Annotated in this window: 23 protein-coding genes; 15 read left to right on the plus strand and 8 right to left on the minus strand. The window is 61.6% G+C overall.

Annotated features, from left to right (window positions below; all coding sequences use genetic code 11):
• Positions 1-154: 154 nt before the first annotated feature.
• From PQR53_RS37670 to PQR53_RS37685, 4 genes are all read left to right on the plus strand, one after another.
• On the plus strand, positions 155-1,513 hold the full coding sequence (locus PQR53_RS37670; protein WP_408465497.1) for an MFS transporter: 1,359 nt from the start codon (positions 155-157) through the stop codon (positions 1,511-1,513).
• 227 nt (positions 1,514-1,740) lie between these two features.
• The gene (locus PQR53_RS37675; RefSeq protein ID WP_408465541.1) at positions 1,741-2,460 is read left to right on the plus strand and encodes an ABC transporter substrate-binding protein; all 720 of its coding nucleotides are present in this window, start codon (positions 1,741-1,743) and stop codon (positions 2,458-2,460) included.
• Between the two features lie 113 nt (positions 2,461-2,573).
• Positions 2,574-3,968 (plus strand): short-chain fatty acid transporter, encoded by a 1,395-nt coding sequence (locus tag PQR53_RS37680; RefSeq protein ID WP_408465499.1) that lies wholly within the window; start codon positions 2,574-2,576, stop codon positions 3,966-3,968.
• Between the two features lie 73 nt (positions 3,969-4,041).
• Positions 4,042-4,371, plus strand: coding sequence for a hypothetical protein (locus PQR53_RS37685; RefSeq protein WP_408465501.1), 330 nt, complete (start codon positions 4,042-4,044; stop codon positions 4,369-4,371).
• A gap of 7 nt (positions 4,372-4,378) precedes the next feature.
• On the opposite strand, the gene PQR53_RS37690 is transcribed toward PQR53_RS37685, so the two are convergent.
• From PQR53_RS37690 to PQR53_RS37710, 5 genes are all read right to left on the minus strand, one after another.
• Positions 4,379-6,343: a beta-galactosidase gene (locus PQR53_RS37690; RefSeq protein WP_408465503.1), complete on the minus strand. Its 1,965-nt coding sequence runs from the start codon at positions 6,341-6,343 to the stop codon at positions 4,379-4,381.
• 37 nt (positions 6,344-6,380) lie between these two features.
• Positions 6,381-7,232, minus strand: coding sequence for a carbohydrate ABC transporter permease (locus tag PQR53_RS37695; protein WP_408465505.1), 852 nt, complete (start codon positions 7,230-7,232; stop codon positions 6,381-6,383).
• Positions 7,233-7,251: 19 nt separating this feature from the next.
• The gene (locus tag PQR53_RS37700) at positions 7,252-8,157 is read right to left on the minus strand and encodes a carbohydrate ABC transporter permease (RefSeq protein WP_408465507.1); all 906 of its coding nucleotides are present in this window, start codon (positions 8,155-8,157) and stop codon (positions 7,252-7,254) included.
• Positions 8,158-8,222: 65 nt separating this feature from the next.
• The gene (locus tag PQR53_RS37705; protein WP_408465509.1) at positions 8,223-9,476 is read right to left on the minus strand and encodes an ABC transporter substrate-binding protein; all 1,254 of its coding nucleotides are present in this window, start codon (positions 9,474-9,476) and stop codon (positions 8,223-8,225) included.
• Positions 9,477-9,646: 170 nt separating this feature from the next.
• On the minus strand, positions 9,647-10,786 hold the full coding sequence (locus PQR53_RS37710; RefSeq protein ID WP_408465511.1) for an ABC transporter ATP-binding protein: 1,140 nt from the start codon (positions 10,784-10,786) through the stop codon (positions 9,647-9,649).
• 206 nt (positions 10,787-10,992) lie between these two features.
• Here PQR53_RS37710 and PQR53_RS37715 point away from each other — a divergent pair, with 206 nt between their 5' ends.
• The 11 genes from PQR53_RS37715 (at position 10,993) to PQR53_RS37765 (ending at position 22,116) form a co-directional block, all read left to right on the plus strand.
• Entirely contained in the window at positions 10,993-12,009 is a 1,017-nt protein-coding gene (locus tag PQR53_RS37715; protein ID WP_408465513.1) for a LacI family DNA-binding transcriptional regulator, read from the plus strand.
• 309 nt (positions 12,010-12,318) lie between these two features.
• Complete coding sequence (locus PQR53_RS37720; RefSeq protein WP_408465515.1) at positions 12,319-13,668, plus strand: MFS transporter; 1,350 nt, start codon at positions 12,319-12,321, stop codon at positions 13,666-13,668.
• A gap of 54 nt (positions 13,669-13,722) precedes the next feature.
• Positions 13,723-14,940, plus strand: coding sequence for an acyl-CoA dehydrogenase family protein (locus tag PQR53_RS37725; RefSeq protein WP_408465517.1), 1,218 nt, complete (start codon positions 13,723-13,725; stop codon positions 14,938-14,940).
• Between the two features lie 7 nt (positions 14,941-14,947).
• Entirely contained in the window at positions 14,948-15,538 is a 591-nt protein-coding gene (gene hpaC, locus PQR53_RS37730) for a 4-hydroxyphenylacetate 3-monooxygenase, reductase component (protein ID WP_408465519.1), read from the plus strand.
• A 2-nt stretch (positions 15,539-15,540) separates the two neighbouring features.
• Positions 15,541-16,260 (plus strand): EthD family reductase, encoded by a 720-nt coding sequence (locus tag PQR53_RS37735; RefSeq protein WP_408465521.1) that lies wholly within the window; start codon positions 15,541-15,543, stop codon positions 16,258-16,260.
• A gap of 29 nt (positions 16,261-16,289) precedes the next feature.
• Positions 16,290-17,231, plus strand: a complete 942-nt coding sequence (locus PQR53_RS37740; protein WP_408465523.1) for a LysR family transcriptional regulator — start codon at positions 16,290-16,292, stop codon at positions 17,229-17,231.
• Positions 17,228-18,127 carry a LysR family transcriptional regulator gene (locus PQR53_RS37745; RefSeq protein WP_408465525.1) on the plus strand — a complete coding sequence of 300 codons (900 nt, stop codon included), beginning with the start codon at positions 17,228-17,230 and terminating at the stop codon, positions 18,125-18,127. Before PQR53_RS37740 ends, PQR53_RS37745 begins: the two co-directional genes overlap by 4 nt.
• Before the next feature lie 267 nt (positions 18,128-18,394).
• Positions 18,395-19,717 carry an MFS transporter gene (locus PQR53_RS37750; RefSeq protein WP_408465527.1) on the plus strand — a complete coding sequence of 441 codons (1,323 nt, stop codon included), beginning with the start codon at positions 18,395-18,397 and terminating at the stop codon, positions 19,715-19,717.
• Positions 19,718-19,874: 157 nt separating this feature from the next.
• On the plus strand, positions 19,875-20,915 hold the full coding sequence (locus PQR53_RS37755; RefSeq protein WP_408465529.1) for an amidohydrolase family protein: 1,041 nt from the start codon (positions 19,875-19,877) through the stop codon (positions 20,913-20,915).
• Entirely contained in the window at positions 20,912-21,616 is a 705-nt protein-coding gene (locus PQR53_RS37760; RefSeq protein WP_408465531.1) for an RraA family protein, read from the plus strand. The genes PQR53_RS37755 and PQR53_RS37760 overlap by 4 nt, the downstream gene beginning before the upstream one ends.
• Before the next feature lie 101 nt (positions 21,617-21,717).
• Complete coding sequence (locus PQR53_RS37765; protein WP_408465533.1) at positions 21,718-22,116, plus strand: hypothetical protein; 399 nt, start codon at positions 21,718-21,720, stop codon at positions 22,114-22,116.
• Positions 22,117-22,374: 258 nt separating this feature from the next.
• Here PQR53_RS37765 and PQR53_RS37770 read toward each other — a convergent pair whose 3' ends face one another.
• The 3 genes from PQR53_RS37770 to PQR53_RS37780 form a co-directional block, all read right to left on the minus strand.
• Positions 22,375-23,226, minus strand: coding sequence for a hypothetical protein (locus tag PQR53_RS37770; protein ID WP_408465535.1), 852 nt, complete (start codon positions 23,224-23,226; stop codon positions 22,375-22,377).
• A 194-nt stretch (positions 23,227-23,420) separates the two neighbouring features.
• Positions 23,421-24,272, minus strand: coding sequence for a hypothetical protein (locus PQR53_RS37775; RefSeq protein WP_408465537.1), 852 nt, complete (start codon positions 24,270-24,272; stop codon positions 23,421-23,423).
• A 109-nt stretch (positions 24,273-24,381) separates the two neighbouring features.
• A partial coding sequence (locus PQR53_RS37780; RefSeq protein ID WP_408465539.1) for a hypothetical protein occupies positions 24,382-24,766 on the minus strand: 385 nt, incomplete at its 5' end.

Below are 24,766 nucleotides of genomic sequence, written 5' to 3' on the forward strand. Positions count from 1 at the left end.
CCCCCCCCCCCCCCCACCCCCCCCAAAACACCCCCCCCCCCCCCCCCCCCCCCCCCCCCCCACGATCGTAAAAGAAAGAAGGCTCGTCACGACACGCCGTAACGGTGAGCCGTTGCTGCAAGCCTTTTACCTAATCAGCAGTCAGGAGACCATCATGAGCCGCAGCACCGCTGTGAACGTTCAAACGTTTATCAACGACCATCCCTTCTCGCCGTTCCAGTGGCTCATCTTTTTCATGTGTTTCGTCATCGTCCTGCTGGACGGTTTCGACACCGCAGCAATCGGCTTCATCGCACCTTCGCTGATTGCCGAATGGGGCATCGCGAGGCCGGCACTCGCGCCCGTGCTGAGCGCGGCGCTGTTCGGCCTCGCGTGCGGCGCGCTCGTCTCAGGGCCGCTCTCCGACAAGCTCGGGCGGCGTTCCATGCTGCTCGGCTCGGTGCTGCTGTTCGGCGTGGCCTGCCTCGCCTCGGCGTTCTCGAACAGCATCGAACAGCTGACGATCCTGCGCTTCATCACCGGCGTCGGCCTCGGCGCGGCCATGCCAAACGCCGTGACGATGATGGGCGAGTACTGCCCGGATCGTCGCCGCGCGACCGTGATCAATCTGATGTTCTGCGGCTTTCCGCTGGGCGCGGCCTTCGGCGGCTTTCTCGCCGCGTGGATGATTCCGCACTTCGGCTGGCGCAGCGTGCTGCTGCTCGGCGGCATCACGCCGCTGTTGCTGCTGGTCCTGCTGGCGGTGAAGATGCCGGAATCGGTCCGCTACATGGTGGCTACTAGCAAGCCGGTCGAACGGATTCGTGCCGCGCTGGCGCGCATTTCGAGCGAAGCGGCGCAGGCCGATAGCTTCGTCATGACCGAAACCGCGCCGCAAACCGGCGGCAAGGGCCTGGGCGTGGTGCTGTCACGTTCGTACATCATCGGCTCGGTGATGTTGTGGATCGCCTACTTCATGGGCCTCGTGATCTTCTACGCGTCAATCAACTGGATGCCAATTCTGCTGAAGGATGCCGGCCTCACGCCGCAACGCGCCACGCTGATTTCCGCGCTGTTCCCGCTCGGCGGCGTCGGCGCGGTGCTGTGCGGCGTGCTGATGGACCGCTTCAACGCGAACCGCATCATCGCGGCGTGCTATGCGCTGACCGCCGTGAGCGTGTATTTCATCGGTCAGGCAGTGGGCAATGTGGGCGCGCTGGTGTTCATCGTCTTCGTTGCAGGCGTGCTGATGAACACCGCGCAATCGTCGTTGCCGGCGCTTGCCGCCGCGTTTTATCCGACCCAGGGTCGCGGCACGGGCGTCGCATGGATGCTGGGGATCGGCCGCTTTGGTGGAATCGCGGGCTCGTTCCTCGTCGCCGAACTGACGCGGCGCCACTTCACGTTTGGAGGGATCTTCGCGACCGTCGCGGTGGCGGGACTGATTTCCTGCGTGGCGTTGCTGATCAAACAGGCGGCACGGCCGCATGTGGCGAACCCGGTCGACACGAAAGCGGAGTCGTTTGGACATTGAGTGGGTCTTGATGCCGTCTGCCCGCGTGGCAGACGGATAAACAGGATCGTCGGCATAATGGCGCTCTCGCAAGCCAACCAGGGCAGCCGAAAATGACCGAGCTTTCAATGATGAAAGGCCGTCGCAGCGCGTTCCGGAGGTTGGCAACCTTACTGGTATCGGGTGCTATCTTGACTCTCTCTGCTTCTACGCCAGGGTTCGCGCAAAACGGCGGCGACAACGCTTCGATGGCGAAGGTATTCGCGCCGGGCGGCACATTGCGCGCATCGATCAATCTCGGCAATCCGGTACTCGCCAATCTCGATCCGGCGACGGGCCAACCCGTCGGTGTGTCCGTCGATCTCGCCACCGAATTCGCCAAACGGCTTGGCGTGCCGCTGCAACTGGTCGCGGTCAAGTCGGCGGGCGACTCGGTTGAAAACGTCAACCAGGACAAGGCGGACATCGGCTTCTTCGCCGTTGATCCGAAGCGCGGAGAAGAGATCGCTTTCACCCGGCCGTATGTGCTCATTGAAGGCTTTTATCTCGTGCGCAATGGCTCGCCGATCGCCACCAACGAGGCCGTCGATCAACCCGGCGTGACGGTCGCGGTCGGCAAGGGCAGCGCCTACGATCTGTTTCTGACGCGTGAGCTGCATCGCGCAACCCTCGTGCGGATTCCGACTTCGCCGGCAGTGGTGCAAGGCTTTCTGGACCAACATCTCGACGTGGCCGCAGGCGTCAAGCAACAACTCGAAAAAGACGCCGCCAAGGCAGGTGGATTACGGCTACTGGATCAGCGTTTCATGGTGATCCGTCAGGCGATGGGCGTGCCCAAAGCTAAAGGCGATGGCGCGGCCGCTTATCTGTCGAGCTTTGTCGAAGACATGAAGGCGTCCGGCTTCGTCGCGGCGTCGCTGGCGCGGCATCACATTGCAGGCGCGGAAGTCGCGAACGCCAACGATTAGCGCTGCGCCCATGTGCCCATGACCAACGCAGGCTGACGCAAGTATCAAGCAGCGCGAATGCGAAATGCCGTGACGCGCTGCCACAGCAGTATTGCAATTAAAGACCAGAAATCATGACCAACAGAAACATCAACTCAACCGGCACGGAGAACGGTGCGCGCCGCGGAAACCTCGTGACGGGTCTCGTCTACGTGTTCGAGCAGGTCATGCCGGACCCGTTCGTTCTTGCCATTGGCTTGACTCTGGTGGTGGCCTTGCTGGCGGTGGCGTTCGCGCCGCATGCTTCACTGCCGGTCATCCTCGCTTCGTGGTACGGCGGCACGTTCAACATTCTCGGCTTCGCGCTGCAGATGATTCTGATTCTCGCGACAGGCTACGCGATCGCCGACGCGCCGCTCGTCCAGCGCGGCTTGCGGGCGATCGCCGCCGGCGTGCACACGCCGACCCGCGCCGCGCTGCTGGTATTTCCGATCGTCGCGGTGGCCGCATGGCTCAATTGGGGACTTGGTCTCGTGGTCGGCGCCCTTCTGTCGCGCGAAATCGCCAAACGTGTGAAGGTGGATTTCGCATGGCTCGTGGCCGGCAGTTACTCGGCGTGGTCGGTGTGCAATAGCGGATTGTCGAGTTCGATCGCGTTGTCGCAGGCCTCGCATGGCAACGCGTTAAACCTCGTTGAGAAGGCCACCGGCCAGGTGATTCCGCTGAGTCAGACCGTGTTCGCCCCGTTCGTTTTCATCCCGACCGTACTGGTCGTGGTCGTCATGACGGCGATCTTCATCTGGATGCATCCCAAGCAGGAAGATGTGGTCGCTTTCAATGAAACGCAGCCCGAATTGGCCGCAGCGGCCGAGGCCGATCCGCATGCGCGGGACGCGAAAGCTTCGTCGTTCGCTGCCCGCGCGGAACGGTCGATGCTCGGCACCCTGCTCGTGCTCGCACTGGGTGTCGGCTATCTCGCGATGACGTGGTACACCAAGGGCTTCGAACTGGACATCAACACCACGATCCTGATTTTTCTGCTGGTCGGGATGGCGCTGCAGCGCACACCGATCGCCTATGCCGACGCGATTCGTCGCGCCGCGCGGCAGACCGGCTCGATGCTGCTTCAATATCCGATGTACGGCGGCATCATGGGCATCATGACCGGGACCGGGTTGGCGTCGACGATCGCCAAGACGTTCGTGGCTATTGCAACGCCGGTGACACTGCCGGTTTTGAGTTACTTCAGTTCGCTTATCATCACGCTGCTCATTCCCAGCGCAGGCGGACACTGGGCCGTTCAAGGGCCGTTCGTTCTGCCCGCCGCGCTCAGTCTGCATGCTTCGGTTCCGCGTACCGCCATGGGTGTCGCCATGGCCGAGAACGTCTCGAACATGCTGCAACCTTTCTGGGCGGTGCCCGTGGTTGCGATCGCGGGCATTCGTATTCAGCGTGTCATGGGCTACACGGCGATTACGTTTGCGGTATCGCTGGTGATCTACGCAGCGGCGCTTTGGCTGATTCCGTGATCCGGATGGAGAGCCGGTGGTAAGCGAATCAGGTGCGCGCCGGTGACGGTGCGCATATCGACAGGATTGGATAATGAAACGTGTAGTCGTATCAGCAGTACTCGCGGTGTGCCTCGCGCAGCCGGCCGTTCAAGCCGTGGCACAAACCGTCAACGATCAATGTTTTGCGATCGGCGATATTGCCGGCCAGGTCGCCTCCTGGCGCGCGCACAAGAAGACCAAAGCGCAGGCTCTGGCTCAAGCGGCCAAGTACTACAAAGATGAAGCCGACCGGCAAGCGGTCGGCGCCGTCATCGAGAAGATCTACAGTCCGAATGCACCGCACATGACGCCCGATCAGGCCAGCATGGCGTTCACATCGGACTGTGCGAATCAGCGGAAAAAGCAGGCACCTGCGCAGTAGCGAGAACCTATGCGCTCTTCCACGCGCAAACATCGCCAGTCTTCAACTGTGAGCCTCCCAGCACAAAAGTCGCATTAACCGGTGCGGGCGCCTGCACCTGTTCCGGGCCGAAGTTGAACGCGAAGGTCAGATCGCCGCGTCGGCGAATGCGCAAGCCGACGGCTAATCGTTGCGTTTCGATGCCGGCGTCCTTCGCTGCCTGCTGCAAAACCGCTCGATGCAACTCGTGCGATAACCAGCCCGCCACGTAGCGAACCCTTCCGTGCGCGAGGAGCGCCGGCCACGTGTCGTCGAATTGCGCATCCACGGTCGTTTCGCCGTTAGCGCGAACGTGCTCGCGCCAATGCAGCGCGACGCCTTGCGTATCGGCGATCGAAAGCGCGGGTGTCAGCGTCGGGCGCAGCGTTTCGACTTCAAGCACCTGCATCGGCAAAACGCGTTGCAACGCGCCCGGCGGCAAGTTTGAGGGAATGGCAAACGTCGTGGCCTTCGAACCGCTTCTCGGACCAAAGACCCATTGCGCCGAGCTCTTCTGGATTTGATCGACCAATGCGTCATCGATCACCGCGATGCTCGGCACCACCACGAGCCGGTACGCCGACAAATCCGCGTTGCGCGACACGATATCGACGTCGAGGCCCAGTTCACGTAGCGCCTCGTAATAGTCGAACACCAGCGTCTGATAATCGAAGGTTTTGCCATGACGCTGAATCTCGAACATCCATTGCGTCTCATAGTCGAACACCACCGCGACGGCTGCCTGCTCAGGCGCTTTGAGGCCGGACAACGCCGCGGACGCGGCAATTTCACGCGCCGCCTGCTGCACTTCGAGCCCACCCGGCGATAGTTCGTTGTTCGGCAGATTCAAGCCGGAGTGCATCTGTTCCTGTGCATACGGACACTGGCGCCAGCGGAAGTACGACACCAATTCCGCGCCATGCGCGAACGCTTCGTAAGCCCACAGCCTGACCATGCCCGTCGCCGGCACCGGATTCCACGGCGCCCAGTTCACCGGGCCCGCCTGCTGCTCCATCACCCAGAAACGGCCGCCGCCGATCGCGCGATAGCGGTCGTGATCGAATGCGGAGACGTCGGGGTGCGCGGTGCGTGCGTAACGCGCCTTCTGCGCTTCAGGCAGCGCGATCGACTCGGTACGCGCGATCGGATAACTGTCCCATGCCGCCACGTCGAGCGCGTTGTCTTCGGCGAAGCGGTAGTGATCGAAGGTCGTGAAGAAACCCATAAAGTTGTGCAGCAGGTCCGCTCCGGGCGCATGCTCACGCAACACGTCGATCTGCTCGCGATGGAAGCTCGCCACCTCGTCCGACATAAAGCGGCGGAACTCGAGCAGATGGATCGGATTGGCGTCGGTGGGCGTGAGGTTAGGCAGCCCGATCGCCTCGAACGACGGATACTCCATGCTCCAGAACACGTTGCCCCATGCATCGTTCAATGCGTCGATGCTTTCATGGCGATGCCGTAGCCATGTCTGAAAGCGCGTGAGCGCCGCGCTCGAATAGCTCGGCACGGTCTCGTGGCAGCCGAGTTCGTTATCGGTCTGCCATGCGACGATGGACGGATGCCGTCCGTAGCGCGCCGCCATCGCGGTGACAATGCGTACGCACTCGTGCCGATAACTCTCACTGGAAATATCGTAGTGACGCCGTGAGCCGAAATTCCAGCGCACGCCATCCGCGCGCACCGGCAACACCTCCGGGTGCGCGTCGATCAGCCACTTCGGCGGCGACGCGGTCGGTGTGCCCAGCACGAGTTTCAGTCCCGCGGCCGCCAGCGTCTCGACGGCTTCGTCGAGCCACGCCCAGTCGAATTCGCCGGCACGCGGCTCTATCCGGCTCCACGCGAATTCCGCGATCCGCACATGCGTGATGCCGAGTTCGACCATACGTTTTGCGTCGTCGGCCCACATCGAACGCGGCCATTGTTCCGGGTAGTAGCAAACACCAAGTTGCATGAGAATGTCTCTTTGTTAGATGAGCGCAAACCGGCGATCAACCCTTGCTTGCACCAAAAGTCAGGCCGGCGACGAAATGCTTCTGCATCAAAAAGAACATCAGCACGGAGGGCAACGCGGCGAGTACCGAGCCGGCGGCGACGAGATTCCATGCCGTCGTCCATTGGCCTTTGAGCGCGGCGACACCCACCGTGATCGGTGCGGCCTCATCGCCCTGCGTGAGACACAGCGCCCAGAAGTAGTCGTTCCAGACAAACGTGAAGACGAGGATGCCGAGTGCGGCGAGTGCGGGGCGGATCAGCGGCAGCACGATGTGCAAGTAGATCGTCCATTCGCTTGCCCCTTCCACGCGCGCTGCCTCGATCATCTCGAACGGCAGCTGCTTGATGAAATTACGCAGAAACAGCGTGCAAAACCCGGTCTGAAACGACACATGAAAAATCACCAGCGCCCACACGCTATTGAAGAGTCCCACTTTCAGCGCCATGTCGCGTACCGGAATCATCAGAATCTGGATCGGGACGAAGTTGCCGGCCACGAAGGCGAACAGCACGGCGGTATTGCCCGGGAACCGATAGGTCGCCAAAGCAAAACCCGCCATCGACGCCAACACGATCGCGCCGATCACCGACGGCACCGTAATCAGCACGCTATTGGCGAAGTAATGGAGCATCGGCGTTTGCGTGAGCGCCGCGCCGTAGTTTTCGATCAACGCGAAATGCCTGGGCCAGCCCCAGTAGTCGCCTTGCGACAACTCGTCCGAAGAGCGGATCGACGTGACGAGCACGGCCAGCATCGGCAGCAGCCATATCAGCAGCGCGAGCGGCAAAGACGCTTTATATAGCGCGCGATTGAGCGGTTTCCAGCGTTCGACGGGAAGTGGATACATGACACATGACTCCTGGAAATCAGCGTTCTTCGCGCAGCATGCGGCGCAGATGAAACACGATATAGACGAGCATGATGGCGAACAGCACGACGGCAATCGCCGCGGAATAACCTTCGCGGTAGTACTTGATGGCCTGGTCGTACATGAAATAGGCCAGCACGGTGGAGCTATCGAAAGGACCGCCGCCGCTCATCACCGCGATCAGATCGAAGCTGCGCAGCGCGCCAATCACCGTCAGCACCACGGCCATGAACGTCGCCGGCCGCAGTTGCGGAAGAATCACGTGCCATAGCAGGCGCACACCCTTCGCGCCCTCCATGCGCGCCGCCTCGACCACTTCCGGATTGATGCCGGTCAAGCCGGTGAGATACAGCACCATGCAGAACGGTGTCTGCGGCCACAGCGCGGCGAAGATGATGCCGAAGGTGACGGTATGCGGATCGCCGAGCACAGGAATGCCGTGACCGACAATCAAGCGCAACAAGCCGAAGCCCGGATCGTAAAACCAGCTGAACACGAGGCCGACCACCACGCCCGACAGCACGAACGGCGCGAAAAACAGCGACTTCACCACGCGCATGCCACGGATATGCTGGTTCAGATACAACGCAAACAGAAGACCAAGTGGCGGCGCCAGCAGAAACAGCGCAAGCCAGACCAGGTTGTTCTTGAGCGCTGTATAGAAAGTGTCCGCGTGGAACAGTTCGATGTAGTTGTCGAAACCCGCAAACGTCTTCGGCGTCATGCCGTCCCAGTTGTAAAAGCTGAGCGAAATGCTGCTGATGATCGGATAGACCACGCACAGGCAAAACAATGCAAAACCCGGCAACAGGAAGAAAAGCGCCGCGCGGTGCTGATGACGGCGCGTCGTGGAGACGTGCCGGCGCCGCGCCGTGGGTAGGCGGCGCGCTGCGGTATGAGACATGATCGGGCCTCGTCGGAGATCGAAGGCGAGCGGCAGCGGTTGTTACGCCGCTGCCGCGGCGGGACTTACTTCTTATAGATGCGCTTGCGGGTCGCTTCGAGGCGTACGAGCACGGCGTCGAGTTGCGACGGATCGCTGTAGAACTGCTGCATCGCCTTCATGCCTTCGTCGGCCATTTCCTTCTGCATGTCGCGATCGTAGAACTGCGCGATGCCGCCCTTCGTATTCGCCAGCGTCTGGAAACCGACCTTGGAGATTTCGTCTTCCGGTTCAGCCGATTGGCTGTTCGACGGCAGTTGACCCCAGCCTTTCGCGAGCTCGGCGTTGATCTGCGGCTGCTCCATGAAGGCCAGCAGTTTGCGGGCGTCGGCCTTGTTCTTCGCCTTCGCCGGAATCAGCAGCACATTGACCGGGCCATCTTCGGCCATCGGTACATTCGCGTCGATCACCGGGAAGCGGAAGAAACCGGTTTGCGGTTTGAGCGACGCCGGAATGCTCGCCGAGAAGAACGTGCCCATCAGCATCATCGAGGCCTTGCCGTTCACGAGGAACGGCGCGATCGAATCCAGATCGTAGGAGAGCGCGTTGTCGATGAAATAGTGATCGTCGATCAGCGTCTTCCACGCGGCGTAAACCTTCTTGACGCGCGGATCGGTGTATGGGATTTCGCCGGCCATCAACTGCTGGTGAAACGCGTTGCCGTTGATGCGCAGGTCGAGATAGTCGAACCACGCGGCAAGCGTCCAGCTATCGCGTGCCGCGACAGCGATCGGGGCGACGCCGCTTGCTTTCAGCTTCTTGCAGGCGTCGAGAAATTCATCCCACGTTTTCGGCTCGCCCTTGATGCCGGCCTTCTCGAACAGATCCTTGCGATAGAAGAAGCCATAGGCGTCGTAACCGAGCGGCGCGGCGTACTGCTTGCCTTTATAGGTCGAGGCTTCTTTCACCGACGCATATTGCTGCGACCAGCCGTTCTTGCTCCAGTCCGACGACAGGTCTTCCAGCAGGCCGCGTTGCGCGTAATACGCCATCCGCTCGCCGTCGTGCCACGACACGACATCCGGCGGATCGGTGGCGAGCCAACCGCCCATCTGCACCTTGTACGCTTCCTCGGTGATGTAGGTCACCTTGAGGTCGACGTCGGGATTGGCTTTCTTGAACTTGTCGAAGGCGTCCTGCCAGGTCGAGCGCTGATTGCCGCGCGCCGATACGTTGACGCTCAGCGTGGCGGCGTCGGCCGCGGCGCTACAGAGTGCGCCCGCAACCACCGCGGCCGCAATCGACGCATGGGCCAGACGGCGAAGGCGAAGAGAAATCATCTTATGTCTCCTTGACTACCTTGTTGGCTGACAGCGAGTTGCCGCCAGACGATGTGCCCGCTCTGTGGCGGAATTGGGTTTCATGAATCCAGTGGTGCGGTAAGTACGATTGCGGCCTTATGTGCCTTATGTGCCTTATGTGCCTTAGAAGCCTTTGGCGCCCAGGCGCCTCAAGCGGCAACCCGCTCAGACTCGAACGCGCTGCGCGGCAGTGCGACACCCTCCGCATCGAACAGATGACACGCCGCAGGCGGAACATGAATACAGATACGCTCGCCCGAACCGATCCGCGTATCGCCCGCGGCCTTGGCAATGAGCGTGCCGGTCTCGTGATCCGCGTGAATATAGCTATGCTCGCCAAGCCGTTCCGACAGCACCGTGACGCACTGAATGAACTGCTCGTCACCGTCGAGGCGCAGGTGTTCCGGGCGCACCCCGAGCGTGACGGACTGCCCCCGCTGAAGCCGCTGCCCTTCGACATTCGCAACCAGCCGTTCGCCGCTTTTCGTCAGCGTGACGGCCACCTTGCCCGCCTCGATCGAATCGACCACCGCGTCGATGAAATTCATCCGCGGCGAGCCGATGAAGCCGGCCACAAAGCGCGACTTCGGATGGTGATACAACTCGAGCGGCGCGCCGCTCTGCGCGATACTGCCGAAACGCTCCGCGTCCGCACCTGCGTGCAGCAGCACGATTCTGTCGGCGAGCGTCATCGCCTCGACCTGATCATGGGTCACATAGACCACGCTCGCGTTCGCAAAGCGCTGGTGCAGGCGGGCGATTTCGACGCGCGTCTGGCCGCGCAACGCGGCATCGAGATTCGACAGCGGTTCGTCGAACAGAAACACACCCGGTTCGCGCACGATCGCCCGGCCGATCGCAACACGCTGCCGCTGCCCGCCGGAGAGCGCTTTCGGATAACGATCGAGCAACGCATCCAGTTGCAGAATGCGCGCCGCTTCGCGCACCTTCCGGTCGATGACGTCCTTGGGATGCTTCGCGAGTTTCAGGCCGAACGCCATGTTGTCGAACACGGTCATGTGCGGAAACAGCGCGTAGCTTTGGAACACCATCGCCACGCCGCGCGCCGCAGCGGGCACATCGTTCACGAGACGGCCGCCGATATGCAACTCGCCTTCGCTCAGGTCTTCGAGACCGGCGATCATTCTCAGCAGGGTCGACTTGCCACAACCCGAAGGCCCAAGAAACACACAGAACTCATGCTGCGCGATCTCGAGATTCACGCGCTGGATCACCGGCGAATGGTCACCGTAGGACTTGTGCACGTTCGTAAGACGAATCGTAGCCATGCTGCTGCCTCCCGGATTTAACCGCTTAAATTTCTGTGAAAAATAAACGGCCAGCTCTTGTGCAGCAGGCATTTAATCGCTTAAATTCGAGGTTGGAGGAAAAACTCATGAGGGTGTCTCCGCTGGGTATTTTCCAGCAAGTTATCAACCTCATCAGCCGCTTGCAACATTTGAATCGTATTCCCTGAATATGGGATAAACAGAAAATGGTCACCCTGTCCGAAGTCGCCAAGCGTGCCCACGTTACCGCGGCAACCGTCTCCAATGTCCTGCGCAACCGCGAGAAGGTCCGCCCGGAAACCGCCGAACGCGTGCTGAAGGCAATCGCCGATCTCGGCTACCGGCCCAACCTGAATGCGCGCGCGCTGGCCGAGGGGCGCTCGTCGACCTTGGCCTTGATGCTGTCGAATATTTCGAATCCGTTTTATCCCGAGTTCGTCTCGGCCGCCGAACGGGCGGCACGCAAAGCAGGATACTTCCTGATGGTTTGCAATACTGACGACGACGCGGAGATCGGCCGGGCGTATCTGAACCAGATCGCGGGCACGCTCGCGGACGGTGTTCTCGTGATGAACACGGACATCGCGATCAACGACTTGTGCGCATCGGCCACGCACAGCGCGCCGATTTTGCTGGCAATGTGGGAACACCCTGAGACGCCGCCCGCACTACCCTGCATCGCCGTGGATTTCGCGCATGCGGGCGCACTCGCCGCGCGGCATCTACTGGAACTCGGCCACCGCGAGATTGGCCTCCTGATCGGCGACGGTTGCGGCGGCTTGCAGGATGCACGCTCCAACGGATTTCGCGCGGTGATGCGCGAGGCCGGGATCGAAACAGATGCCGCGGCCGTGCTGCAGATCCGCGACTCGATCGACGCCGGCTACGCCGCCTGCATGCAGTTAATGGCAAGCCGGTCTCACCTCACCGCGATCTTCGCGACCAACGACCTGCTGGCGATCGGCGCGGCGCAGGCGTTGATCACGTTGGGCCGCGCGGTGCCGAACGACGTCTCGGTTATCGGCATCACGGACATTCAACTGGCGCACCAGGTACACCCGGCGTTGACCACGGTTGCGATCCAGACGGCGGCTGTCGCGGAGTTATCGATCGAGAGTTTGATCCGCTTGATCCAGGCGCCTGAACAGCAACCATCGATGCTGCTCGCGCCGCCGCCGCAACTCGTCGTACGGGCTTCTACGGGGCCGCGGCGCATACGCTGATGCGGCGCATGGCTCGCGCCCGGGATATCGCCGCATTTCGATTCGGTGCGTTACATGCGCGCCAAAAACTTCGCGCAGTTCAAGAATGCGCTATCGACGTGGTTCCCCACCCGTAGACAACAGCCCCCTCTCCACACGGTCCTCTCCCTCGTCATGCACCCCATTCATGACGCTCATTTTTGTCCCTAATTTGACCGGGGTTTCTCGCGGCTCTATGGTTCGGCCATGCCTGCCGGACTCGTATCGCCGCTTCCGCCGATCAGCATGACTGGGACGCGGAACCCTCAACATCGTGACCTTTCACATGCCATGAACTCTGACGCGACCGCCGCTCTCACTCCCCTGCCCGCTGTTCGGCCAACCAGCAAAGTCCGTCGCGCAGTGACGACCGCGGTGCTCGGCCAGATTCTCGAATGGTATGACTTCTTTCTCTATGGCACCGCCGCCGCGCTGGTGTTCGGCAAGCTGTTCTTTCCCGTCGGCAGCGATCCGCTGACGGGCACGATCGCGGCATTCGGCGGCTTCACCGTGGGCTTCATCGCGCGGCCCATCGGCGGCGTTCTGTGCGGCCATATCGGCGACCGCTACGGCCGCAAGACCGTGATGATGCTGACGCTGCTGGTCATGGGCACCGCGACGGTCTGCATGGGTCTTCTGCCGACCTACCAGCAGATCGGCATCGCGGCGCCCGTCCTGCTGGTGCTGCTGCGCATCCTCCAAGGCCTCGCGGCAGGCGGAGAATGGAGCGGCAGCATCCTGCTGATTCACGAGAACGCGCCCGCCTCGAAGCGCGGTGGACTGGCGGCGTGGAGTCCGTGCGGCGCGGCGTTCGGCTTCGTGCTGTCGACCGCGGCATTCCTGCTCGTGCAGACGCTCTCGCCTTCCGACTTCCACAGCTGGGGCTGGCGTGTGCCGTTCCTCTGCAGCGCCGTGCTGGTCGCGCTCGGCCTGTGGATGCGCCGCTCCGTCGACGAAAGCGCGGAGTTCACCGAAGTGAAGGCCACGCGCCGCGACAGCCGCATGCCGGTGGTCGAGGTGCTGCGTCAATGTCCGCGTGAAGTGCTGACGGTGTTCGGGCTGCGCTTCGGCGAAGGCGCCGCGTCATACATCTTCTTCGCGTTCTCGATCGCCTATAGCCAGTTCATCGGGATCAAATCAAGCTGGGTGTTGGGCGGTCTGACCTTGTCGATGCTGCTGATGATCCCCGTTTCGCTGTTGATGGGCCGCCTCACCGACAAAATCGGCCGCAAACCGGTCTATCTCGCCGGCGCGATCGCGATGGTGCTGGTCGCGTATCCGTACTTCACGTTGCTCGGTTCCGGCGTGCTGTGGAAAGTCATCGTGGCGCTCGTGCTCGCCAACAGCATCACGCTCGGCATTCTCGAAGGCGCACAACCCGCTTTCATCAGCGAATTGCTGCCCGTCCACCTGCGCTTCTCGGGCCTGGGCATTGGCCGCGAGATTTCGTCGGTACTGGGCGGCGGCCTCTCGCCGATGGTGGCGACCGCGTTGCTCGCCCATTACCGCAGCGCCGCCCCGGTCGCCATTTATCTCGTGGTGCTTGGCCTGATCACCGTGCTCGCGACGTGTCTCGCGCCCGAGACCTTCCCCAAAGCGCTGCGACTGCAGGCGCAACGCAAAGAGCAGGACAACGGCTGACATCCCGCCGACGTCGCCTCATCAACCCCTTTTTCATTTCCCTACGTTGTCATCATGCAAAGCCTTCAAAGCAGCAGTCTTTCGACGTACGCCTACGAACCTCGCGCGAGCAATCGCGCGGATTCCTACCCTGAGTACGCAGGTCCGATTACGCTCGACGCGCTGATCGGCGAGATCGAGCGTCGCCGGGACGAATTCGATCAGCTGTCGCATGTGCCGCGCGACATGGTCGCGAAGATGAAACGCGCGGGGATTTTCCGCGCGAGTACGCCGCAGCGTTTCGGCGGCGACGCGCTGCCGCCGCCGCAATTCCTGCGCATCCTCGAGCGGATTGCGATCGCCGACGGCTCGGCCGCCTGGGTCGCCGCGTTCGGCTCGGCGAACACGTATCTCGCCGCGCTGCCGATCGAAACGCAGCAGCACATTTATGCCACCGGCCCGGACCAGGTCTTCTCCGGTGGGCTCTATCCGTTGCAACCGGCCACGCGGGTAGCCGGCGGTTTCACGGTCAGCGGCCAATGGCGCTTTGCGAGCGGCTGCAAGGGCGCGGACTGGATCGGCGTCGGGATCGGCGGCACGCCGGCCAATTCGGGCGATGCAGGCGCCGGCAAGCCGTTCACCGCGGTGTTTCCCGCGCATGAGGTCGAGATTGTCGAGAACTGGAATGTCGTCGGTATGCAGGGCACCGGCAGCCACGACTTGCGCTTGCACGACAAATTCGTCGATGCGCAATGGACGTTCGTACGCGGCGGTCAGCCCTTGATCGATGAACCGCTCTACCGCTATCCCGCCGTCGCCTATCAGGCGCAAGTGCACGCCGCCGTCAATATCGGCCTCGCGCGCGCGGCGCTCGATCTGCTGACGGGCATGTCCGGCTCGACCAAAACCACGACCGGCGCGCCGCGTCTCGCGGATCGCGGTTATTACCGCTCGGGCCTTGCGAAAGCCGAGGCCAACTGGCGGAGTGCCCGCGCGTTCTTCTACGAGTCCGCCGAGGCAGCATGGCAGACCCTGGTGACCGGCGATCCCGTCACCCAGGAACAGGCCAATTTGCTGCGCCTGAGTGCGACGCATGCCGCGCAGCTCGGCGCCGAGGTCGTCATGCAGGCTTACCAGATGGCAGGCGTGGCAGCGATCTATCGCGAGAACCGGTTGCAGCGTCTGGTGCGGGATTCGATCGTCGTGACCCAGCACGCGTTTCTGGGCGAAGGGACTTACGACGCATCCGGCGCGCTGTTCGCGGGCGTGCCGCCCGTCACGCCTTATCCCTGACGCCCTGATGACCCTGACGCCCCTGACCCAACTCGCACTCCACCACCACGAGGCAGACAACGTGACGATCGACGACACCAGAAAGCGTTTCCGCGATGCCATGGCGTGCCTGCCCGCCGCCGTCAACGTCATCACCACGGACGGCCCTGGCGGGCGCTGCGGCATCACCGCGAGCGCCGTGTGCTCGGTGACGGACGCGCCGCCGACCATGCTCGTCTGTATCAATCAGGCCAGCTACGTCCACGACGTACTGCATCGCAACCGCAATGTGTGCATCAATGTGCTCGCCGCCGGGTATCAGGACCTCGCGCGTGATTTTGCCGGCATGACGGCGTGTTCAATGGACGAGCGCTTCGGACGACATGCATGGGCCAGCGGACAGGCTTCGGTGCCCGTTCTTTCGGATGCGATTGCCAGCCTGGAAGGCGAAATTGTCGACATCAAGACAGTCGGCTCGCACTCCGTCATGTTCGTGCAGATCCAGCACATCGCACTGCGATCCGAGGGTGACGGGCTCATCTATTTCGGGCGGCAGTTCCATCGTCTGGCGCGGCCGGCGGCGGCAACGCCGTCCGTTAGCGCGCATGGCGCGAGGTAAACGTGGAGGTCTGCTTTTTTCTTCTCGCCCATTGCGACGACACGCGCTCTCCCGTCAACCCGTCATTTCTCGAAACGGCAGCGCGTGAAATACAAGGGCCGACACCAGGGCTGACGCGTTTCGTGACCCATCTCCCCGCAGCGTTGCCCGATAGCGATCCTCTGTCGAAGACCCATGCTTCGAGCCCCTGCTGCGTATTGCAATGGTATTTCGACGATCTCGGTTTGCTCGAAACAGCGCTGCAAGCTGACGGCGCGATGCACAGGATCGTCGATCGCATCACGAACGGCGCCGAAGTCAATTTCACGCTCGCACAGCAAGCCATGGCGGTCAGGCCATTCGCGACACCGAATCCACGCGACGCGGACCCTCGCGCTGAACGATGCACCTACCTCGTCAGCTACGAAGGCGAAGCGCAAGATTTCAACGCATGGCTCTCGCACTACATCACCCATCATCCGCCGCTGATGGCGCAACTGCCCGGTATCCGCGAACTGGAGATCTACACGCGGCTCGATTTCGGCTCCGGCCTGACAATTCCGCGCGCCACCGCCATGCAGCGTAACAAGGTCGTCTTCGACACGCCCGCGGCACTTGCCGCGGCGCTGGCGTCGCCGATCCGCGCGCACATGAAACAGGATTTCAACGCGTTTCCGCCGTACAGCGGACCCACCCCGCATTTCCCTATGCGCAGCATTTACGGTAATCTCGATCCGACATAAACGTCTCTTATTGCCGCGATCCGAACGTCATGACAAAGTCGCACCCCGGCATTACGGATTTGAATCTGCTGCGCGTGTTTCTGGCCATCTCCGATCTGCGCAGTCTGACCGCCGCGGGTGAGCGCCTCGGACTCACACAACCGGCGGTCAGCCACGCCCTTCGCCGGCTGCGTGCCTTATTCGACGACCCGCTCTTCGTTCGAACCCCCACCGGCATGCTCCCCACTGACGCCGCCTTGCGCTTGCACGCGCCCCTCACGCAGGCGTTCGGGATCATCAACATGGCGGTCCAGCAACTCGCGAAATTCGACCCCGCCACCGCGCAACGCGTGTTTCGCGTTTCCATGTCGGACATGTCGGAGTTCTATTTTCTGCCGCCCCTACTCGCCATGCTCGACCAGAGTGCACGTGGCATTCACATCGAGATCGCGAACTTCCCGGTCGACTCGGTTAGCACCGCCATGCGCAGCGGCAAGATCGACCTGGCACTCGGCTACGTGCCGGGCCTCGATCCGGGTTGCGTGAGCAAGACCCTCTTTGTCGACGAACATGTCTGCGTGGTGCGGGCAGGCCACCCGCTGCGCAAACAGAAGCCGACCAAGGAAGACCTTGCGGGCTTGCGCTACGTCTACGCCAGCACGAATGCAACCGGCCACAGGATGGTCGAGCAATGGCTGGAAGAATTGAATCTGAGCCGGGATATCGTCTTGCGTCTGCCCCATTTCGTGGTGGCGCCCGAGATCGTTCAACATACCGATCTCGCCGTTATCTTCCCCAGAAGCATCGCGCAGCGCTTTAACCGCAACAAGGCCTTTCGCATCCTGCCGTTACCGTTCTCCCTGCCGCCCATCGAAATTCAGGTCCATTCGCACTCGCAATTCTCGGCGGACCCGGGCATTGCGTGGCTCCTCGATGCGATTTACACCATGTTCCATCAGCCGGCGGCCGGCACAGAGACGAGACGTATATGAACCTCAGGGCGTTACAGTGCTTCGTGATTCTTGCGGAGGAGCTCAATTTCAGCCGCGCCGCCGAGCGCCTGCATATCGCGCAGCCCGCACTCAGCCAGCAGATCCGCTCGCTCGAAGAGCGGCTCGGCACGCAACTGGTCGATCGGACCCGGCGCCCGTTGAGTCTGACCGAAGCCGGCCACTATCTTTGCACCGAGGCGCGTCAGATCCTGGGTTCGTTGGAACAGGCGACCCTCGCTGCGCAGGAAATCGGTGTCGGCCGGCGTGGCTGGCTCAGCATCGGCTTCACACGCTCGGCGATGTATAGCGTCCTGCCGCCCGCGCTGAAGGCGTTTCACAACGCGTTCCCGCAGGTCGAACTCAAACTCTTCGAGATGCTCACCGACGAACAAACCGATGGCTTGCGCGACATGCGCATTCACATCGGCATCGGGCGGCAGCCGGTGGCGATCGATGGGTGCACGTCCTATCCGCTCCTGCGCGAACGCGTGATGGTCGCGCTTGAACCGGACCATCCGCTCGCAGCGCGCAAGACCGTGCGCATTGCCGAGCTCGCCGATACCCCGTTGATTCTCTATCCGAAGCACCAGAACGCCCAGTTCAAGCGCTCGGTGCAAACGCTCTATCGCGATGCGGGCGTGACACCGGTCGTCGCTCACCAGGCCTATGAAATTCAGACCGCGATCGCGCTGGTGGCAGCGGGTCTCGGCGTCACGTTCGTCGGCGAATCGGTGGCTCGGCACGGGCGCACCGACGTCGTGTTCCGCCATCTCGCCGGTCCCGGCTCGTCGTATCGATCGACGCTCGCAGCCACCTTTCGCACCGACGACGCTTCCCCGCATCTGCGCGCTTTCCTCGCCTGCCTCCCGCCCCCGCTTGCTGACGCCGCACTATAAGCAAAAACCTATACAAGCATAAGCAAGCGGTCTTGGACTCTGCGTCCGAGCGTTCTTATCATGGGTTCCATGCTTCAGCCTCGCGCTCTGTTTCATGCCCATGAGCACATGAGCACGTGAGCGCATCGGCGCACGCCTGTACCCGCGCTGACATCTGAAGTCCGGCCGCCCGACGCGGCCAATGGGACACTGCCGGCGTTCGATCCGGCAGGCCGATCATAAGCACGCCGCCACGGCTCCGGCCGTCGCAGCAAGGTAGGAGACAGCATGACCTCATTCGACGAAGCCGCCACCATGCGCAAAGTGTACGGGCGATTAATGCCCCTGCTCTTCGCGATGATGTTCTTCAACTATCTGGACCGGATCAATATCGGTTTCGCCGCGCTGGACATGAACAAGCAGCTGGGTTTCAGCCCAGCCGTGTTCGGCTTCGCGGGCAGTATCTTCTTTTTCGGGTACATGTTGCTGGAAGTGCCGAGCAACCTGTTGCTGCATCGGGTCGGCGCACGCCGCTGGATCGCACGCATTCTGCTCACGTGGGGTGCGGTCGCGGCGGCCACCGCTTTTGTCTTCAACGATTCGAGCTTCTACGTTTTGCGCTTTCTGCTGGGCGTGATGGAAGCGGGCTTTTTGCCGGGCGTGGCGGTCTATCTGACCAAATGGTTTCCGGTGCGTTACCGGGCTCGCGCGGTGGGCGGCTACATCATCGCGGGTTCGTTCTCGGCGGTGCTAGGCGGTCCGATCTCGACGACCTTGATGACCTATGCGAACGGCGTGCTCGGTTTGCAGGGATGGCAATGGATGTTCATTCTCGAAGGCATCCCGGCGATGGCGCTCGGTCTGCTGACGCTGCGCATCATGACCGAACGTCCCGCCGACGCCAATTGGCTTTCCGACGACGAAAAGCGCTGGCTCGAATCGACGCTCGCCGCCGAACGCGAGGCCGTCGGCGGGAGCACCCATTTCCCGTTGCTGCGCGTGGCGAGCGACATCCGCGTATGGAGCCTCGCGTGTCTGTTCGGCTGTGCGCTGGTGGGCATTTATGGCCTCTTCCTGTGGCTGCCGCAAATCGTCAAGAGTTTCGGCCATCTCAGCAATATCGAGGTCGGCTTCCTGTCCGCCGCGCCGCCGTTGCTGGGCGTGTTGGGCACCTTCCTGATCAGCCGCAGTTCCGACCGCACCGGCGACCGCAAGAAGCACCTCGCCTTCGTGTACGGCATGAGCGCGCTGGCGATTGCCGGCAGCGCGTACGCGCCGAACCCCGTGATTGCTTACGCATTGCTGTGTCTGACAGGCTTGTTCATCTATGCAGGCAATCCGCTGTTCTGGAGCCTCGCGTCGTCGTTCAGAACCGGCGCCGCGGGCGCCGCGACCATTGCGCTGATCAACACCATCGCGCAGTTCGGCGGTCTGGTCGGCCCCTGGAGCATCGGCCTCGTGCGCAATGCGACCGGCAGTTTCAAGCTGGCCTTGCTGACGATCGCGGCGTTCCTGGTGGTCGCGACGATCATCGCACTCGTGATGCGCGTCACACCGGCCGAGGACGAAGCCGCCTCGCTCGCAACCGGCGATGCCGCTCCGCGTGCCTGAGCACTCTGACCGACGGATAGCGAATGTACCGCGCATGCCATGTCACTGCGCAAGCACGTAAAGCACATAAAGCACGTAAAGCACGTAAAGCACGTCAACGTAAAACACGTAACGCACAGGTAAGCACCCACAAGGACACCCAACGGGTTTTCACACCATGATCATCGATTGCCACGGTCACTACACCACTTCGCCACCGCAGCACGAGGCCTGGCGCGCGCAGCAGATCGCCGCGCTGAAAGACGGCGGCTCCGCGCCGCCGCGCCCCGTCATTACCGACGAGCAGATTCGCGAGAGCATCGAAACCGGCCAGATTCGCATCCAGCGCGACCGCGGTACCGACCTCACGATCTTCTCGCCGCGCGCCGCCGGCATGGGACATCACCTCGCCACCGCCGAAGCCAATGCGGTCTGGTCGAGCGAATCCAACGACCTGATCCACCGCGTGGTTTCGCTGTTTCCGCGCAATTTCGTTGGTGTATGCCAGTTGCCGCAGGCGCCCGGCGCGGCGCCGGCCAACTGCGTCGCCGAATTGCGGCGATGCGTGGAAGAGCTGGGCTTCATCGGCTGCAATCTGAATCCGGATCCGTCCGGTGGTCACTGGTCGGGCTTGCCGCTCACGGACCGCTCCTGGTACCCGCTCTATGAAGCGATGGTGGAACTCGACGTGCCGGCGATGATTCACGTGTCGTCGTCGTGCAATCCGAATTTCCATGCGACGGGCGCGCACTACATCAACGGCGACACCTCCGCGTTCATGCAATTGCTGGAGGGCGATCTGTTCGCCGACTTCCCGTCCCTGCGCTTCATCATCCCGCACGGCGGCGGCGCCGTGCCCTATCACTGGGGACGCTACCGCGGACTCGCGCAGGACATGAAGAAGCCGCTTCTCAGCGAGTACCTGCTGAAGAACGTGTTCTTCGATACCTGCGTCTATCACCAGCCCGGCGCCGAACTGCTCGCCAAGGTCATTCCGGTCGAGAACATTCTGTTCGCGTCGGAAACCATCGGCGCGGTTCAGGGTATCGATCCGGAAACCGGCCACTACTACGACGATACGCGGCGCTATATCGATGCGATCGAATGGCTCAGTGCCGCCGACCGTCAGCGCATTTACGAAGACAACGCCCGCGCCGTGTACCCGCGGCTGACCTATCAACTCGAACAGCAATTCGCCACCCAGGGGGCAACGCTATGAATTCCGCTTTTAATTCTGCTGCTAATCCCGCTTCAAATCCGATCGGCTGGCGCGAACACCCATCCGCGCCTCAGGCAAACCCGGCAACGCTCGGCATCTTGCGTGAACTGGCGGTTTCGCTGCTCAGCGACAACATGGCGCGAGCGAGCGGCATGGTAGGCTTGCGCCCGTACCATCAGCCCAAGCCGATGGCCGGCACCGCGGTCACGGTGCATACCCGCCCCGGCGACAATCTCGCGATTCACCGCGCGTTCGACTTTTGCCGCCCGGGCGATGTGCTCGTGATCGACGGCGCCGGCGACCTGACGCAAGCGCTGATGGGCGACATCATGGCCAGCTATGCGGAGAGCCTCGGCGTGCACGGCCTCGTCATCGACGGCGCGATCCGCGACGTCGGCGCGCTGCGTCAGCGCGATTTTCCGGTGTATGCGCGTGGCGTGACGCACCGTGGGCCTTATAAAAACGGACCGGGCGAGATCAACGTGCCGGTCACGGTCGGCGGGATGGTGGTCCATCCCGGGGATATCATCGTCGGCGATGAAGACGGTTTGCTCGCGATCTCGCCCGCCGACGTGGCAGCCGTGATCGAAGGCGCGCGGCGGCAGCATGCGAAAGAAACGGCGGCGCTGAAGTCGATTGCCGATGGATGTTTCGACCGTGCGTGGGTCGTGCCCCAGCGCGACCGGATGATGAACAACTGACTTCACGCGCAGCGCCGGAGCGTGCATGATGCGATGGGTTCGTCGCGTACCATGAGTCGCGGCGGACCCATCGGCTTAACCCTGCAGGAATCGTGTGCCTCATGGCCGAATATCTGAACGCAGCAACCCTCCTTGAACTCGCGCAGCGTGCGGAGCAACGCGCCGCTGCGCCGTGCATGTGCACAAAAACACCACTGGACGGCTGGCAATCGCAGCCGCTTTCTCTCGACGAAACGCAGCTCGAAGAAGTCGGCACGCTGCTAGCGGATGACGATCCGGAACCCACGTTCAGCGAATATCTGCCGGGAAAAACGGGCTATTGGTCTGCCGACGCGCCCATCGCGCCGCGCTACTTCCCGTACAACCGCTGCACCGTCTGGCGGTGCGGGTTGTGCAACCGGCTGTATCTACGCTACACGGAAGGGGGCGGCTACTTCGTCGATCGCAGGATTCGCGCGGTGCAGTCGGCGCTGATCGAGGACGTGCCGCTTTCCGTGTAATGCCCGCTAACGGGCTCTCTGATGGTCCGGCTTCGGCGCCGCATACGTCTGCGGCGTCATCCCCTGGATCGGCATGCAAGCCGATTGCTTCACGGGACACCGTGAAGTCCAAAATCCATCGCCTACGACGATTAGAGCGTGTTAGGCACTTCCGATCAGACCTGCCTAGGGCTATACGGGCGATACCGCGGCGCGCTCTATAAAAAATGCAATGTTCTCGGCATTCGCCAGTGCGCGGTTGTCAATGCCGACGCGACGCTATTTCCCTGCGGCCGGACTGTGTTCGCCCATGTACTTCCACCTGAAGCTGAAAGGGTCTACACCCCTATCGCCTGGCAGATTTGGTAGCGAATCACCTTCCTTCACGAACACTTCGTGATACCCGCCCAGGCGCTCGATGCTTTCGCCTGTCGCCGACCAGTAGCCGGACGCGGGCGCGTAGTCGCCGGGCCGCGCGTAAGGCATCGCAGGAAGAAGCTGGGTGCGGGCGTCTACCTCTCCCAGGAATTCCATGTGGCGCCCGTTTCTGGCTTCTTCTTCGGTCGGCATATAGACCTTGAAATAAAGACGGTTCGACGGTGCGTTGTCGGTGATCGGATACATCATCCGGCCTTTGCTCTGTGTATCGGTACCCTCGAGAACTTTCCGGACATCGATCCAGTCCAGTTGCGTATGCCAGTACACGATCTCGTAGATGTGCGTGCCGGGAAGGAACTGGCTGTTCATGATTACGAACTCAGCCAGACCATCGGTCGCCCACTTGTCCATTGCTTTTACTACGCTTGCATTCGCCTTAATCTCCTCGTCCCGAGGCGCGGCCTTGTACGGTTCAATATCGGATTTTTCGGGGGGCGCCGGTTGAATCTCCTTGCCCTCAGAATACACACGCATCTCAGGCCCATCTGGAGTCGGCATAGCCGTCCATTTAACATCTTTGCTGCTTGGATTTAGGTAAGCCAGGTAATACCTGATCTCCAGATAGTCGGGGTCAATGTTCACTTTCGCCCACCTGATCTGTGTAATCAGCGGATTCTTAACCCAGCTAACCCGTTCATCAGGCACGACACCCGTCTGGTTGGCACTTTGACCTGAAGTCTGATTGGCTGTCATGGAACTATCCGTAGTTTGGGTTGGAGACGCGGGTGAGGCGAAGCAGGCCAACGCCGCCACGAGCCCCGCGATAAGGGCGGCGGACCGGATACCGTTCATCACCCAATGGTCAGGTTTCATCCTTCGCGCTCTCTATAAAAAATGGAAATGTTCTCGGCATTCGCCAATGCGCCGCTGTCAATGCCGACGCGACGCTATTTCCCTACGGCCTGACTGTGTTCGCCCATGTACTTCCACCTGAAACTGAAAGGATCTACACCCCTGTCGCCTGGCAGATTTGGTAGCGAATCACCGTCCTTCACGAACACTTCGTGATACCCGCCCAAACGCTCGATGCTTTCGCCTGTCGCCGACCAGTAGCCGGTCGCGGGCGCGTAGTCGCCGGGTCGCGCGTAAGGCATCGCAGGAAGAAGCTGGGTGCGGGCGTCTACTTCTCCCAGGAATTCCATGTGGCGCCCGTTTCGGGCCTCTTCGTCGGTCGGCACATAGACCTTGAAATACAGTCGGTTCGACGGTGCGTTGTCGGTGATCGGATACATCATCCGGCCTTTTCCCTGCGCGTCAGTGCCTGCGAGAACTTTCCGGACATCGATCCAGTCCAGTTGCGTATGCCAGTACACGATCTCGTAGATGTGTGTGCCGGGAAGGAACTGGCTGTTCACGATTACGAACTCGCCTGGTCCATCGGATGTCCAGCGCCCTTTTGCCTTCACCTTGTTGACATAGAGCTTGATTTCCTCATCCCGAGGGGCGGCCTTGTACGGTTCAATATCGGATTTTTCGGGGGGCGCTGGTTGAATCTCCTTGCCTTCAGAATACATACGCGTGGCAGGTCCGTTCGGAGTCGGCATACCTGTCCATTTAACATCTTTGCTGCTTGGATTTATGTACGTCAGGTAAAACCTGATCTCTAGGCTGTTAGTCCGTGGGATCGCGTCGTGAAACGTGATCTGTGCAATAAGCGGATTCTTGACCCAACTGACCCGTTCATCGGGCACGACACCCGTCTGGTCGGCACTCTGACCTGAAGTCTGTTTGCTTGTCATGGAGCTCTCCGTAGTCTGGGTCGTAGATGCGGGTGAGGCGAAGCAGGCCAGCGCCGCTCCGAGCCCCGCGATAAGGGCAGCGGACCGGATACCGTTCATCACCCAATGTTCAGGCTTCATACTTTGCGCTCTCTATAAAAAATGCAATGTTCTCGGCATTCGCTAATGCGCGGTCAGGGGTGAATTCAGCCAGCACCCGTGCCGCCCCCCACCCATAAGCAACCTGGCCATTGAACTGCTGGGGGTCTACGACTGTAGCCGCCAGACGGACTTTTTGATCCTGTGCGTAAGCGGTATTCTTAAGGTGCGCCACTTCGTGCAACTGAACTTCCATGCGGTTCTGGTCGACAGGATCGCCCTGATTGAATGGGCGGAAGAACGGCCCGTACTGGCATCCTATGTTGATGTATTCCATCCGGAAACCTCCTCTCGCAGGCACAAGTGGCTCAACAGGCATTTGCCCGGAATACACAAAGGCTCCTGCCTCGAAACCG

This window comes from Paraburkholderia fungorum (assembly GCF_046027605.1).
Classification (GTDB): Bacteria; Pseudomonadota; Gammaproteobacteria; order Burkholderiales; family Burkholderiaceae; genus Paraburkholderia; species Paraburkholderia fungorum_F.

Excerpts from the sequence above, each read along its gene's own strand:
- PQR53_RS37775 (WP_408465537.1), bottom strand. The coding sequence starts at position 24,272 with ATGACAAGCAAACAGACTTCAGGTCAGAGTGCCGACCAGACGGGTGTC.
- PQR53_RS37675 (WP_408465541.1), top strand. The coding sequence starts at position 1,741 with ATGGCGAAGGTATTCGCGCCGGGCGGCACATTGCGCGCATCGATCAAT.
- PQR53_RS37700 (WP_408465507.1), bottom strand. The coding sequence starts at position 8,157 with ATGTCTCATACCGCAGCGCGCCGCCTACCCACGGCGCGGCGCCGGCAC.
- PQR53_RS37720 (WP_408465515.1), top strand. The coding sequence starts at position 12,319 with ATGAACTCTGACGCGACCGCCGCTCTCACTCCCCTGCCCGCTGTTCGG.
- PQR53_RS37685 (WP_408465501.1), top strand. The coding sequence starts at position 4,042 with ATGAAACGTGTAGTCGTATCAGCAGTACTCGCGGTGTGCCTCGCGCAG.
- PQR53_RS37755 (WP_408465529.1), top strand. The coding sequence starts at position 19,875 with ATGATCATCGATTGCCACGGTCACTACACCACTTCGCCACCGCAGCAC.
- PQR53_RS37695 (WP_408465505.1), bottom strand. The coding sequence starts at position 7,232 with ATGTATCCACTTCCCGTCGAACGCTGGAAACCGCTCAATCGCGCGCTA.
- PQR53_RS37770 (WP_408465535.1), bottom strand. The coding sequence starts at position 23,226 with ATGACAGCCAATCAGACTTCAGGTCAAAGTGCCAACCAGACGGGTGTC.
- hpaC (WP_408465519.1), top strand. The coding sequence starts at position 14,948 with ATGACCCTGACGCCCCTGACCCAACTCGCACTCCACCACCACGAGGCA.
- PQR53_RS37680 (WP_408465499.1), top strand. The coding sequence starts at position 2,574 with ATGACCAACAGAAACATCAACTCAACCGGCACGGAGAACGGTGCGCGC.
- PQR53_RS37740 (WP_408465523.1), top strand. The coding sequence starts at position 16,290 with ATGACAAAGTCGCACCCCGGCATTACGGATTTGAATCTGCTGCGCGTG.
- PQR53_RS37760 (WP_408465531.1), top strand. The coding sequence starts at position 20,912 with ATGAATTCCGCTTTTAATTCTGCTGCTAATCCCGCTTCAAATCCGATC.
- PQR53_RS37690 (WP_408465503.1), bottom strand. The coding sequence starts at position 6,343 with ATGCAACTTGGTGTTTGCTACTACCCGGAACAATGGCCGCGTTCGATG.
- PQR53_RS37750 (WP_408465527.1), top strand. The coding sequence starts at position 18,395 with ATGACCTCATTCGACGAAGCCGCCACCATGCGCAAAGTGTACGGGCGA.
- PQR53_RS37725 (WP_408465517.1), top strand. The coding sequence starts at position 13,723 with ATGCAAAGCCTTCAAAGCAGCAGTCTTTCGACGTACGCCTACGAACCT.
- PQR53_RS37715 (WP_408465513.1), top strand. The coding sequence starts at position 10,993 with ATGGTCACCCTGTCCGAAGTCGCCAAGCGTGCCCACGTTACCGCGGCA.
- PQR53_RS37765 (WP_408465533.1), top strand. The coding sequence starts at position 21,718 with ATGGCCGAATATCTGAACGCAGCAACCCTCCTTGAACTCGCGCAGCGT.
- PQR53_RS37745 (WP_408465525.1), top strand. The coding sequence starts at position 17,228 with ATGAACCTCAGGGCGTTACAGTGCTTCGTGATTCTTGCGGAGGAGCTC.
- PQR53_RS37670 (WP_408465497.1), top strand. The coding sequence starts at position 155 with ATGAGCCGCAGCACCGCTGTGAACGTTCAAACGTTTATCAACGACCAT.
- PQR53_RS37705 (WP_408465509.1), bottom strand. The coding sequence starts at position 9,476 with ATGATTTCTCTTCGCCTTCGCCGTCTGGCCCATGCGTCGATTGCGGCC.
- PQR53_RS37710 (WP_408465511.1), bottom strand. The coding sequence starts at position 10,786 with ATGGCTACGATTCGTCTTACGAACGTGCACAAGTCCTACGGTGACCAT.